Origin of the sequence: Neptunomonas sp., assembly GCF_016744175.1 — a bacterium.
Taxonomy (GTDB): domain Bacteria; phylum Pseudomonadota; class Gammaproteobacteria; order Pseudomonadales; family Balneatricaceae; genus Neptunomonas.
Genome location: NZ_JADGEV010000018.1, coordinates 26721 through 40184 on the forward strand (window position 1 = coordinate 26721; position 13464 = coordinate 40184).

A 13464-nucleotide genomic window follows, 5' to 3' on the forward strand; every position below is an offset into this window, starting at 1 on the left:
GCTTTTCATTTTAAGCAGATAGTCCACATGTCGGATTCAATAAAAACAGCAGTTATACTGACAAACCTTGGAACGCCTGATAAACCAGAAGCAGGTGCGGTAAAACGTTATCTTCGAGAATTTCTTTCAGATTCGCGTGTTGTCGAAGGAAAAGGCTTAAGACGCCTTCTGTGGTTAGCTGTTCTTAATTTCATTATTTTAAATTTGCGACCACGTAAGGTAGCGAAATTATATCGTTCTATATGGGAAGATGATTCCCCTATGCGCAAAATCCTTAATGAACAAGTAATTGAGCTACAGCTCCTTTTGCAGCAGAGTTATGAAACAGCACCGTGTGTCTTTGCTGGAATGACCTATGGTTCTCCAAGTTTAAAAGAGCGATTGGAGTCATTGGCTGGCCATGGCTACCAGCGTGTGTTAATTATTCCTATGTATCCGCAATACTCTGCAACGACTACTGCTCCTATCTATGATCAAGTGGCGAGGTTTCAGTTAAGCCGTCGTGAAGTGCTCGATATTCGCATCGTGAAGTCATTTTATAACCACCCGGCTTATATCAATGCTTTGGCACAAAGTATTCGCTCATTTCACCAGCCTACGCAGCCAGTTGATAAGTTAGTGCTGTCTTATCACGGAATTCCAAAGGAATATGCAGACAAGGGTGACCCTTACCCGCAGCAGTGTCACCAAACATCTGTATTAGTAGCTAGTGCGTTAGGTCTTACTGAAAACGAATGGATAACAACGTTTCAGTCACGTTTTGGTCCGGCACAGTGGTTACAGCCATATACGGATAAGACCCTCGAAAGCCTTGCTAAGAAAAACGTAAAAAAGGTTGATGTCGTTTGTCCAGCTTTTACAGCAGACTGTCTTGAAACGCTGGAAGAGATAGCAGAAGAAAACAAAGAGGTCTTTGAGAAAGCGGGTGGAGAGTCATATCAATATATTCCAGCAGTAAATAGCTCGCCGGCATTTATTGCTGCGATGATGATGCTAGTGCAAGAGCAGGCAGCTGACTGGCTGAAATTAGATAATCAAGCAGATGAGAAAAGTAATGCAGTCTGAATTAGTCTTTGGTTTTCATGCGGTAAAGACCACGCTTAAATATGATGCGTTTCGTGTACAACGCATCATGCTGCTTAAAGGACGGGAAGATGAACGCCTTAACCAACTATTGGAAGAAATAGGAGACATTAGTGTTGAGCGCGTATCAAGACCCAAGCTCGATGAATTAGCTCAGGGCGGTGTGCATCAAGGTGTCATTGCTTTCTGTAAGCCTATTGAGTCCAAAACAGAGCGCTTTCTTTATCAATTATTAGATCAACTAGATGAGGCTCCTTTCTTATTGGTACTTGATGGCGTCACTGACCCTCATAATTTGGGTGCTTGTTTGCGCACAGCAGATGCTGCTGGTGTGCATGCGGTTATCGCGCCCAAAGATAAATCAGCTCCGCTGAATGCGACTGTTTCAAAAGTGGCTTGCGGTGCCGCTGAAGTCATTCCGTATATCCAAGTAACAAATCTCGCACGTACTTTGCAAGAGCTACAGCAAAGAGGGATTTGGGTCACAGGCACAGCGGGCGAAGCTAAGCAGATGATATATCAAGCAAACCTAACGGGGCCTATGGCGCTGGTTATGGGGGCAGAAGGGAAGGGAATGCGTAGGCTAACACGTGAAGGCTGTGATTTTTTAGTTAAAATCCCGATGGCTGGTGAAGTCAGTAGTTTGAATGTATCTGTAGCAACAGGCGTTTGTTTGTTTGAAGCAACCCGACAACGTCAGGTATAGTCAGTAAACAACGATAACGCCTCTGAAAAGGCTATTTTGTTAAGGATGACATGATGAAGCATATCTTAGTGTATGGGGATTCTCTTTCATGGGGAATTATTCCTAATAGCAGAAGGCGTTTATCCTTTAATAAACGCTGGCCTGGTGTGGTCGAAAATCAGCTACAAGGCCAAGGCGTAAACGTTAGGATAACTGAGAACTGTCTTAATGGACGCCGTACTGTATGGAGTGACCCTTTTAAAGCTGGCCGCGACGGCTCCGAGGGATTGGCTCAGCTTATCGAAATAAACTCACCTTTATCACTAATTGTTTTGCTGCTGGGAACCAATGATTTCCAAGTTATGCATACTAACAATGCTTGGATGTCTGCTCAGGGCACGGTGAAGTTAATTAATATTATTCGCCAGGCCCCAATAGAACCTGGTATGCCTGTACCTGATATTTTAGTAGTAGCACCGCCTCAAATGCTTGCACCAAAAGGTCCCGTTGCTGCAAAGTTTGAAGGAGCTCAGCGTAAGTGTGTTGGATTGGCTGACGCTTTAAAATCTGTAACAGAAGAGCAGCAGGTCTATTTTTATAATTCTGCAGATGCAACAGAAGCAAGTCGGGTGGATGGAATACATCTCGATGAAGATCAGCATCAGACACTAGGACTTGCATTAGCCGATGTGCTTAAGTGCATTCTTGAATTACAGGAGTAATGAAATAACGTGATTGATGTCAACATGGCTGATGAAATCGAACAAAATGAAATTTTGGAGCTGTACTGTGAAAATCACTGGTCCTCTGCGGAGAAACCCGATTTGCTGATGAAGGCTTTGCGTAACTCTGATGCTTTAGTCACAGCTCGAATTTCTGGAAAGCTAGTCGGATTGGCAAATGCTATTTCTGATGGTTATCTCGTTGTTTATTACCCTCATATGTTGGTACACCCTGCTCACCAAGGCAAGGGAATTGGTCGTAAGCTCATGGAAGCGATGCAAACGAAATATTCGAACTTTCACCAACAAATGTTAACGGCCGATGGCGAGGCAGTAGATTTTTATAAACGTCTAGGTTTTGATAAAGCAGGGGTAGCTAAAGCTATGTGGATTTACGGGGGTAATGAGCACTGATCAAATTACCCTGGATATGCTTTTACCAGGGTAACTTTATTAATCTCTTTTTTGGTCTGGCTTTGATAATTAGCTACCAATAACCTCTGTAGTATGGATTGCGATCATGGCTTCTTCATTGGTCGGGATAACCCGAACAGTAACACGACTAGATTCTTCGCTAATAATGCCAAGGTTGCTAGTATTGGCTTTACTATCAAGTGCTACTCCTAGCCATTGGCTTCGGCTAAGAATTCGTTCACGTAAATTTGCATCATTTTCTCCTACGCCACCAGTAAAGACTATTTGCTCCAGTCCTTCGAGGGCGGCAGATAGGCGACCTAGCTCTAAAGCAATTCGATAAGCCAGCATATCAATAGCTTCTTCTGCTTCGGGTGAATTAGCCTTATGCAGTGCCAGCATGTCAGAAGACACGCCTGAGACACCTAACCAGCCGCTTTCTTTATAGATCATTTTTTCAAGTGCATCAGTATCCATGTGGTGATGACGTTGCAAGTATAGTAGAACTCCAGGGTCAAGGTTTCCGCATCGACTACCCATAGGTAATCCGTCCACAGCGGTGAACCCCATCGTTGAGGCTATACTTTTTCCCTGTTTTACTGCACACATACTAGCGCCAGCACCTAGGTGGCAAATAATTGTTTTAGCCACACCCGCTTCATTGGAAAGTGTCTTTAGATTTTTTTGAATATACTCATAAGATAATCCGTGAAAACCATAACGCTGTATGCCTTCCTGAGTGAATTTTCGAGGAATCGCATAATGGCGCTCAACAGCAGGTTGGCCTACATGGAACATTGTATCAAAACAGGCAACTTGCGGGAGTTCTGGAGCAAGTAAATGACAGGCTTCAATGAGTAATAAGTTATAAGGCTGGTGAAGTGGCGCGAGAGGAATAAATGCTTTTAGTTGATTGACTTTATGCTCATCAATTAAGACTGGAGCGCTGTAATGTTCACCTCCATGTACAACACGGTGTCCAAAAGCGGTTAGCTTTAAATGAGGCACATTCTGTGCAAGCCAGCTTAAGACGGTGCTTAACGATGCCTTATGGCGCTGATTTTGCTCTATGTCACTAAAATCAACTTTTGGTGGAGCGATTTTATTGCCACCACCGTCTGTTAACGTAATACGAGGTTCTCCCATAATATTTCCCAGTTTAAATTGGTAAATAGGGGTGACCTGATGCTCTCCTGATTTGAAGAGAGAGCACTTGAGGCTCGAGGAGCCGCCGTTAATAGTCAGAATTGTTTGCATATTATCTTCTTACGATACCGGGTGATGAACCATGTGTGAGGCTAGTGCACAAGAAGCCATGCGTCCTAATGGTGTCTCTGCACGGCTGGTCAGGATAATCGGTACTTTAGCGCCTAAGGCAATACCGGCTGATTTTGCATCTGCAAGGTAAATTAATTGTTTAGCTATCATATTGGCAGACTCCAAATCTGGAGCAAGGAGTATATCGGCATCACCCGATACAGATGAAGTGATGTGTTTATCAATGGCTGCTTGTAGTGAAATAGCATTATCAAATGCTAACGGTCCGTCTAATAGAGCGTTAGTGATTTGACCACGATCTGCCATTTTACAAAGGCATGCCGCATCGATAGTGCTCGGCATATAGGCTTTAACTTTTTCGACTGCGGCTAGAAGAGCTACCTTGGGTTCTGCAATTCCAAGAGCGCGGCAAAAATCGACAGAGTTTTGCACAATGTCACGCTTAGTCATTAAATTTGGTAGAACATTGATAGCCGCATCAGTGATGACTAAAGGCTTATGGTAATTGGGGATATCAAAGACGAAAACATGGCTAAGGCGACGCTCAGTACGAATGCCCTTAGTTTTATGAATAACAGCGCTAATGAGCTCTGAGCTACCTAAATCGCCTTTCATAATAGCTTCAGCATCAGCTTGGCGTGCTAGCTCGCATGCTTTTTCTGCAGCGGCGTGGCTGTGTTCAACATCAATAATTTCATAATCGGTAATATTGAGACTATCTTTTTCTGCCGCTGCCAATATTTTACTTTTCGGGCCAATTAAAATAGGAATAATTAAGTTGTGTTCTGCTGCCTCAATGGCGCCCATTAAGCCGTTATGATCAACCGGGTGCACCACGGCTGTACGAATAGGGCGGGCTTTAACTGCTTCCTCGATAAAAAATTCAAGCTGATTGTGTACTGGAGGCTTTTCTTTAAGAATCATTATTCATTTACCTAAACTCAGGACGATCCTGCTTTGTTGATATTTTGGAATGTATTTGGGGTGTAGTTTAGTACAAAATCATCATAATGACGCGGTGCAGCAATTGCTTTTGGTGACCTATATCATAAAGTCTAATGATTATCAGGGAGATGTAAGTTCCTTATGGGCAGAAAAAGGTGCTAAATCAATTTTCCCTTGTTTTAATAAGGCATCCGTTAGCTCGTTCTCCAAAGGTGTTTTCAGATTCCAAACGTGCCAGTAAAGCGGTACTGATAAGTAATAACCTGGATTTATATCAACAAGTTGGCCTGTTTTTATATGAAAATCAGCTTGCTGGTCGGGTATCATTCCAGCTGCAAATCCTCTAACTGCCATATCAATAAAAGCACTATACGAAGGTACGCGATGAGTTGGATAGTCGCCTGGAGATAAATCGAAAAAACGATTCAAATAACGATGTTGCAGTGCATCTTTATGATTGTATTCAACAATCGGAGCCTGCATTAAATTATTTCTATTACAACCATTAGATAAATAGTGATTAACGTACTCAGGAGAGGCGAGGCAGCGATATACCACTACTCCTAAGGGGATGCAATGACAGCCCTGCAATGGTGATGAGCTAGAGGTAATACAGCCCATCACTTCACCGCTACGCAATAGTTGCTGAGTTTGATCTTGATCATCAACTTTTAGATCAAATAAGACCTTATGTTGTCTTAGAATTGGGTCTACAGCAGGTAAGAACCACGTAGCAAGGCTGTCAGCATTAACAGCAATTGCTAATCGTATATGCCCTGACTGCAAGGTTGGATTTAGCTCTGACATTACCTCGTTCTGCAGCATTTCGATCTGTCTGTAGTGTTTGAGTAAAGCTTGTCCAGCACGAGTAGGGCAGATGGGATGTGATCGAATAACGAGTGTTTGGCCGATTACTTCTTCTAGCTGTTTAATGCGCTGGGACACAGCAGACTGCGTAACGTGTAGCCGTAGTGCTGCTTTTTCGAAGTTTTGTTCTTCAATAACGGTGGAAAGTGCTTTTAGTTGTTTATAGTCGATCATAAGTATTTCTAATTAAATATTAAAATCATTAGTTTTGTTTAATTCTATTCTTCAAGCATCATATCTACCAGTCTTAATTCAAGGTGAAAATATGATTATTTACATGGCAAAAGGTTATTTGGCTGCTGCAGCATTAATTATTGCTATCGGGGCACAAAATGCTTTCGTGCTAGCTCAGGGTGTTAAGCGACAACATCACTGGCCTGTTGCTGCTATTTGTATTTTTGTTGATGTTCTATTGATCAGCTTTGGGATGATTGGCGCGGGAGTTGTAATTCAACAGTGGCCAATTGCTATGAAAGCAATTCAAGTTTTAGGCTTTGTTTTTTTGAGTGGATATGGCTTCATCGCGTTCAAGGCATTTTTATCCGTGAAGGCACTAACAGCGGGACAAGCGAAAGGTGACCTCAAGTCAGCATTGATAATGGCGTTAGGAGTTAGTTGCTTAAACCCTCATGTTTATTTAGATACAGTAGTCTTGCTAGGCAGTATTGGTAATCAATTTACAGGAAGCGAAAAATACAGCTTTTGGATGGGAGCGGTACTCGCTTCGTTTTCGTGGTTTGTTTTTTTAACACTGTTAGCAAAAGCGCTAGCTCCTTGGTTGAGTAAGCCTTCGGTGTGGCGGTGGGTGGAAGCGCTGGTAGCGCTAATGATGTGGACTATAGCGGCTTGGTTGCTAAGTGAATTGTTAATGTAATGTTTATTCGAAGGTGAAAAAAAAGCCCACATAAGTGGGCTTTTGAAGGGAATAAATATGCGTTTAGATAGAAACACCTAATGATTTCAACGTATTAATCGTTAACTGGCCAGAAGCCATGCCTTTAGCTGTTTGGTAAGAGTTAATAGCCGACATTGTGCCCTTACCTAAAATTCCATCGATGCTACCAGGGTTGTAGCCCTTAGCTCTTAGTGCACGTTGCAGGTCACGAATTAGGCTTGGCTGAGTGTTTGTTTCGCAAAGAATAGAGCGCCATTCTAGATAAGCATCGCTAACTTTTGCACGTTTCTCAACTGTTTTGTACTCAGCAGGGATTGCGATAGCTGTTTGCTGAGCTGCTTTGGTAAGCTTACGAACTTTGATAGTCTTGTATTCAGCAGGAACAACAATTTTACGGGTTGTTGCTGGTTCGGCAACGACACGACGCGTGATTGTTTGGCTTTTACCAGGAATGGCAACAGTTTTTACAGATTCAGGAGCGATCATGACTGTTTTAGTAACTGTTTTGTATACAGCAGGAACTTCAACTAAACACATAATTTCGCCAGTGCCAGAATCAACTTTCTGAATTGGCCCCGTACCTTTTTTCCATTCAGTATGCGCAGGACGGACCAGCACTTTTTCAGTGACTGTTTTATATTTTGCAGGTACACGAACTAGCTGCTCAGATGCTTCAGCAACTTCAATAGTCTCTGTCACTTTTTTGTATGTTGCTGGAATAACTTCCAAACGCTCGTAGGCTTCTTTAACAAGAACACGTTGCTCAACATAACCGTATTGTGGTGAGGTTGTTTGAATACGTTGGCCAGCGGCTTTAACCTGAACAGTTTCTGATGCTAATGTATATTTAGCAGGAATAACGACACGTGCATAACATTCACCTGCTTTAGGGTTAGGTGGAAGCAGGCTCGTAGTTTGGCTTTCACGAGTAAGACGTGCAATTTCAGTTTCTAGTTGAGAAGTGTCGCCTTTAGCGTTTCTTACAGAAGCGAGTTCTTGTTGAAGCGCTCTATACTCAGAAGAATCTTTAATGTCCACGTGAGTAGAATGGTTGTTAGTAGCTGAGCAGCCTGAGAGAACTGCAATCGCTAGAGCTGAAACGGTAAAAGTAAAAATTTGCTTTTTCATGACAGACTTCCCTGCACATTGATTTTTTTGGGGTAGGGGAAGTCTATACATAAATTAATGAAGGAAATATGAATGGAATTGTTCATATCTTGTTCATTTTTTCCTTAAAAAACATTCATATAGGTTGTTTCAGTGTGTCTTGATAAGGAGGCCAGCCTAATGATTTTCCGGCTAAAACATGCAAATGAATGTGGTAAACAGTTTGCCCTCCATGGTTATTACAATTGAAAACCGTACGGTATCCATTTTCAGCAACACCTTGATCTTTGGCGATTTTACTAGCACTCATTATCATATGTCCAACCAGTTCACGGTCGTCCTCAGTGATGTCATTCAGGGTGCTAATATGCTTTTTAGGAATGACTAAAAAGTGCAATGGCGCTTGTGGGTTAATATCATTAAAAGCGATAACATGTTCGTCTTCATAAATAATCTGAGCAGGAATTTCTTTATTAGTTATTTTACAAAAAAGGCAATCCATTGTTTATTCTCTAATTATGTGTGAATAGAAACGGTAGCGGTGAAGCTGCTACCGTGTTGCTGATACATTTCGAGTGGTTTGAGTATAACGAGGTGGGTTAGTAGAGCTCAAGTTTCTCTTTTGATGGGCAATGATAATTGGCAGATGTTACTTTGTCTGATGTCACTGATTCTAAGTGGACATCGAATCCCCATAAGGTATGAATATGTTTCAACACTTCTTCAGTGTCTTCTCCTAGCGGCTGATTATTGTGTATAAAATGACGCAGCGTTAGCGAACGATTACCTCGAACATCAACGTCGTATATCTGAATGTTTGGCTCTCGATTCCCCAAGTTGTATTGGGCTGATAGCTCTTCTCGGATTCTACGATAGCCCGGTTCGTTGTGAATAGCTGACACTTTCAACGTAGGTTGGTCAGAATCATCAACGATGGAAAACAATCTAAGCTCTCTGATGAGATGAGGCGAAAGAAACTGCTGTATAAAACTTTCATCTTTGAAATTTCGCATGGCATGGTCAAGCGTTTCTTGCCAGTTACTACCGGCAATATCCGGAAACCATTCACGATCTTCAGGCGTTGGTTTTTCACAAATGCGCCGTATATCCTGCATCATGTTGTAACCGAGTGTATAAGGGTTAATACCTGAGAAGTGGGGGCTGTCAAAGGGCGGTTGGTAGACCACGCTGCTATGTGAGTGAAGAAATTCCATCATAAAGCCATCATTGACTAGCCCTTCATCATAAAGCTGATGCAGTAATGTGTGATGCCAGAAACAAGCCCAGCCTTCATTCATTACTTGAGTTTGTTTCTGAGGGTAAAAATACTGTGCAATTTTTCGGACGATACGCACAATTTCTCTTTGCCAAGGTTCAAGTAAAGGTGCGTTTTTTTCAATGAAGTAAAGGATGTTCTCTTCAGGCTCGGATGGATAACGTGCTTGTTTTGAATCAGTGTCTCCTTCTTCCTTTTTCGGGATGGTGTTCCACAGCTGGTTTATATGGCGCTGGTTATATTCTTCGCGTGCATTAACCCGCTCTTTTTCCTCTTCAGCGGTGAGCGGCTTAGGCCGTAAGTAACGATTCACACCGTAATTCATTAATGCATGGCAAGCATCGAGAATAGACTCCACTTCATCAATACCGTGTCGCTCTTCGCATTGTGCGATATAACGTTTCGCGAAGACTAAGTAGTCAACAATGGCAGAAGCATCCGTCCATGTTTGGAATAAATAGTTACCTTTAAAGAAAGAATTATGCCCATAGCAAGCATGTGCAATGACCAGTGCTTGCATGGTCATCGTGTTTTCTTCCATCAGATATGAAATACAAGGGTTGGAATTGATAACAATCTCGTATGCTAGGCCCATCTGACCACGCTTATAACGTTGCTCAGTCTCAACGAACTGTTTGCCATATGACCAGTGATGGTAATTAAGAGGCATCCCAACGGACGCGTAGGCATCCATCATTTGTTCAGAAGTAATCACTTCAATTTGGTTAGGGTAGGTATCTAAGCCAAAGCCGGCTGCTATACGAGCAATTTCTTGGTCATATTTTTCGATTAATTCAAAGGTCCATTCCGCACCGGTTGAAATAGGCTGTTTTTTCATGCGGCCCCCTTAGTTTTACGCTCAAATAGTTTACGGAAAACGGGAAAGATATCTGCAACGTCTTCAATGTGTTGCATAGCAAATTGTTCAGGGTTTTTCTGGTGGATCTCCTGATATTCATTCCAAAGGTTCTGGTGCGGCCCATTAGTGATTTCTACATAGGCATAATACTGAACCAGCGGTAAAATTTTTTCACTAAGAAGCTTACAACATCGCTGCGAGTCACCATCCCAATTATCACCGTCGGATGCTTGCGCAACATAAACATTCCAATCACTACGAGGGTAACGTTCTTGAAGAATTTCGGCTGTGAGCTCTAATGCACTAGAAACTATGGTACCTCCTGTTTCGCGGGAGTAGAAAAACTCTTCTTCATCAACCTCTTTTGCATGCGTGTGGTGTCGAACAAAAACCACTTCTATTTGTTTGTAATTTCGCGTAAGAAATAGATATAAAAGAATAAAGAAGCGCTTGGCAATCTCTTTGATAGATTGTGTCATGGAGCCAGAAACATCCATGACACAAAACATAACGGCTTTGCTAGAAGGGACTGGCGTCTTAACAATATTATTGTAGCGCAGATCAAAATCGTCAATAAAGGGTATACGTTTTTTGTTAATATCTAATGCTTTTATTTGTTCCTGTAATGCGCGTATTTTTTGACTGTTCACATCGCAAATAGGTTCTTTTTCAAGGGACCATAATTGCTTTTTTAATTCTCGTATTTCATTTCTATCAGAACCCGAAAGGGCTATACGTCTAGCGTGTGCGGCTCTAAGAGAGCGAACAATATTGAGTTTGTCCGGTGAACCTGCCTGTGTATAGCCAGCGCGATGAGTTTCAAATTGTGTCGCATCCATTAATTGCTTTTTAACAAGGTAGGGAAGCTCTAATCCATCAAACATAAAGTCTAGAAACTCTTCTTGGTTGATGGAAAACGAGAAGTCATCCTCTCCTTCACCTTGGTTACTAGCTTGCCCTTGTCCAGCGCCGCCGCCTCCACCCCCTTGTGGTCTCTGGAATTCATCACCTGTATCGAACTCTTTATTGCCAGGGTACACGCGTGTTTGCTTTCCTCCTTGACCATGATGAAGAAGTGGCTCAGACGTGCCTTTGCGGGGAATAGTTATCTCTCCTCCGCGGTCCATATCTTGGATAGAACGTTTTTTGATCGATTCTTCAACAGCGTGTTTTATCTGTTTTTTGTATCGTCGAAGAAAGCGCTGTCGATTGACAGCACTTTTTTTCTTACTATTGAGACGGCGATCAATGATGTAACTCATGTTCCGTACTCCTTCTCGGCGAGAAACCGAACTCTGTTACTGGGATTTTCTTACGCGGATATACCATTCAGATAACAAGCGCACCTGTTTCTCTGTGTAACCGCGTTCAGTCATCCGTTGTACAAATTCGCCATGCTTATTTTGCTCATCACTTGAACCTTTTGCGTTGAAAGAGATGACGGGTAGTAGATCCTCAGTGTTGGAAAACATTTTTTTCTCGATAACTGAGCGCATTTTTTCATAGCTTGACCATGATGGGTTATTACCATCATTACTGGCGCGTGCACGTAAAACAAAGTTAACAATTTCATGACGAAAATCTTTTGGATTGCTTATACCAGCAGGCTTTTCAATTTTTTCTAGCTCTTCGCTAATTGCCTGACGGTTTAGAATATCGCCCGTTTCAGGGTCGCGATACTCTTGATCTTGAATCCAGAAATCAGCATAGGTTACGTAGCGATCAAAAATATTCTGACCATACTCAGAATATGACTCTAAATATGCGGTTTGAATTTCTTTACCTAAAAGCTCAATGTATTTGGGCGCGATGTATTCTTTAATAAAGCCAATATATTTTTCTTGGACCTCGGGTGCAAACTGTTGTTGTTCTATTTCACGCTCTAATACATACATTAAGTGAACAGGGTTGGCTGCTACTTCTGATGGATCGAAATTAAAGACTTTTGAAAGGATTTTAAAAGCAAAACGGGTAGATAAACCTCTCATGCCTTCGTCGACACCCGCTAAGTCCTTATATTCTTGCATGGATTTTGCTTTGGGGTCAGTGTCTTTCAGGTTTTCACCGTTGTACACTCGCATTTTAGAGTAAAGATTTGAGTTTTCTGGCTCTTTCATACGTGATAGTACAGAAAACTGCGCTAGCATGTTTAATGTATCTGGAGCACAGGGTGCAGCAAATAGAGAGCTGTTCTCTAAGAGTTTTTCATATATTTTTATCTCTTCAGAGATACGTGTGCAATAAGGTACTTTGACAATATAAACACGGTCAATAAATGCTTCATTGGTTTTATTGTTTTTGAATGTCTGCCACTCAGATTCGTTGGAGTGGGCTAGGATAATACCGTCATAAGGAATGGCCCCCATACCCTCGGTACTGTTGTAATTACCTTCCTGAGTTGCTGTTAATAGAGGGTGGAGTACTTTGATTGGCGCTTTAAACATCTCCACAAACTCCATGACCCCTTGGTTTGCGTGGCATAAAGCACCGGAAAAGCTGTATGCGTCTGGATCATGTTGTGGAAACTCTTCTAGTTTACGAATATCAACTTTGCCCACAAGACAGGAAATATCTTGATTATTTTCATCACCGGGTTCGGTTTTTGCTATCGCTGTTTGGTTCAGAATAGAGGGATATAGTTTGACAACTTTGAACTTGGAAATATCTCCTCCAAACTCATGTAATCTTTTCACTGCCCAAGGTGACATGATGCCCTTTAAGTAGCGATGTGGAATATTGAATTCTTCTTCAAGAATGACAGCATCTTCTTCAGGGTTGAATAATCCTAATGGCGATTCAAATACCGGAGAGTCTTTAATAGCGTAGAAAGGAATTTTTTCCATTAGGTGCTTCAAACGTTCAGCAAGAGATGATTTACCTCCACCAACGGGGCCCAATAGATAAAGAATTTGTTTACGCTCTTCGAGTCCTTGTGCTGCATGACGGAAGTAGGAAACGACATTTTCTATAGCATCTTCAGTGCCGTAAAACTCATGAAATGCTGGATAGAGCTTCATTACTTTGTTAGAGAATATACGGCTCAGACGCGGGTCTTTTGCGGTATCAATTAACTCAGGCTCTCCTATTGCTTTAAGCATTCGCTCAGCCGCACTAGCGTATGCCATAGGGTCGGTTTTACAGAGTTCAAGATACTCTGTGAGAGACATTTCTTCTTGTACAGTAGAGGTATAACGTGATTTATAATTCTCAAAAATACCCATTGCATTCACCCTTATGTTTGCTGGCGAGCTGGTCAAGGCACTGCATAGAAAAGCTTTATTTTGAAGCACCTATAATTTCAGTGTAGCTCACACTTTACATTTATATTCGCTA

The 13464-nt window shown here is 42.0% G+C and carries 13 protein-coding genes; 5 read left to right on the forward strand and 8 right to left on the reverse strand.

The features are described 5' to 3' along the window. Positions 1 to 27: 27 nt before the first annotated feature. Genes hemH through QZZ55_RS10230 form a run of 4 tightly spaced genes read left to right on the forward strand, consistent with a single transcriptional unit; the run spans position 28 to position 2904 of the window. Positions 28 to 1065, forward strand: a complete 1038-nt coding sequence (gene hemH / locus QZZ55_RS10215) for a ferrochelatase (protein WP_293267223.1) — start codon at positions 28 to 30, stop codon at positions 1063 to 1065. Continuing rightward, positions 1055 to 1789, forward strand: coding sequence for a 23S rRNA (guanosine(2251)-2'-O)-methyltransferase RlmB (rlmB, locus tag QZZ55_RS10220; protein ID WP_293267224.1), 735 nt, complete (start codon positions 1055 to 1057; stop codon positions 1787 to 1789). The genes hemH and rlmB overlap by 11 nt, the downstream gene beginning before the upstream one ends. Positions 1790 to 1839: 50 nt before the next feature. Next, positions 1840 to 2490 (forward strand): SGNH/GDSL hydrolase family protein, encoded by a 651-nt coding sequence (locus QZZ55_RS10225; RefSeq protein WP_293267225.1) that lies wholly within the window; start codon positions 1840 to 1842, stop codon positions 2488 to 2490. A 9-nt stretch (positions 2491 to 2499) separates the two neighbouring features. After that, positions 2500 to 2904, forward strand: a complete 405-nt coding sequence (locus QZZ55_RS10230) for a GNAT family N-acetyltransferase (RefSeq protein WP_293267226.1) — start codon at positions 2500 to 2502, stop codon at positions 2902 to 2904. A gap of 69 nt (positions 2905 to 2973) precedes the next feature. On the opposite strand, the gene QZZ55_RS10235 is transcribed toward QZZ55_RS10230, so the two are convergent. From QZZ55_RS10235 to QZZ55_RS10245, 3 genes are all read right to left on the reverse strand, one after another. Further along, positions 2974 to 4161: an acetate/propionate family kinase gene (locus QZZ55_RS10235; RefSeq protein ID WP_293267227.1), complete on the reverse strand. Its 1188-nt coding sequence runs from the start codon at positions 4159 to 4161 to the stop codon at positions 2974 to 2976. Between the two features lie 9 nt (positions 4162 to 4170). Beyond that, complete coding sequence (locus QZZ55_RS10240) at positions 4171 to 5106, reverse strand: bifunctional enoyl-CoA hydratase/phosphate acetyltransferase (protein ID WP_293267228.1); 936 nt, start codon at positions 5104 to 5106, stop codon at positions 4171 to 4173. A gap of 141 nt (positions 5107 to 5247) precedes the next feature. After that, positions 5248 to 6168, reverse strand: a complete 921-nt coding sequence (locus tag QZZ55_RS10245; protein WP_293267229.1) for a LysR family transcriptional regulator ArgP — start codon at positions 6166 to 6168, stop codon at positions 5248 to 5250. Positions 6169 to 6259: 91 nt separating this feature from the next. Here QZZ55_RS10245 and QZZ55_RS10250 point away from each other — a divergent pair, with 91 nt between their 5' ends. Next, complete coding sequence (locus tag QZZ55_RS10250; RefSeq protein WP_293267230.1) at positions 6260 to 6868, forward strand: LysE family transporter; 609 nt, start codon at positions 6260 to 6262, stop codon at positions 6866 to 6868. Between the two features lie 63 nt (positions 6869 to 6931). Here the strand turns inward: QZZ55_RS10250 and QZZ55_RS10255 are convergent, their stop codons facing one another. From QZZ55_RS10255 to QZZ55_RS10275, 5 genes are all read right to left on the reverse strand, one after another. Then, a complete protein-coding gene (locus tag QZZ55_RS10255) occupies positions 6932 to 8017 on the reverse strand; it encodes a peptidoglycan-binding domain-containing protein (RefSeq protein WP_293267231.1) in 1086 nt (361 codons plus the stop codon). 115 nt (positions 8018 to 8132) lie between these two features. Further along, positions 8133 to 8498: a histidine triad nucleotide-binding protein gene (locus tag QZZ55_RS10260; protein WP_293267232.1), complete on the reverse strand. Its 366-nt coding sequence runs from the start codon at positions 8496 to 8498 to the stop codon at positions 8133 to 8135. Between the two features lie 97 nt (positions 8499 to 8595). After that, positions 8596 to 10110 (reverse strand): SpoVR family protein, encoded by a 1515-nt coding sequence (locus tag QZZ55_RS10265; protein WP_293267233.1) that lies wholly within the window; start codon positions 10108 to 10110, stop codon positions 8596 to 8598. Then, positions 10107 to 11393: a YeaH/YhbH family protein gene (locus QZZ55_RS10270; protein WP_293267234.1), complete on the reverse strand. Its 1287-nt coding sequence runs from the start codon at positions 11391 to 11393 to the stop codon at positions 10107 to 10109. The genes QZZ55_RS10265 and QZZ55_RS10270 overlap by 4 nt, the downstream gene beginning before the upstream one ends. A 36-nt stretch (positions 11394 to 11429) precedes the next feature. Beyond that, the gene (locus QZZ55_RS10275) at positions 11430 to 13352 is read right to left on the reverse strand and encodes a PrkA family serine protein kinase (RefSeq protein WP_293267235.1); all 1923 of its coding nucleotides are present in this window, start codon (positions 13350 to 13352) and stop codon (positions 11430 to 11432) included. Positions 13353 to 13464: the final 112 nt, after the last annotated feature.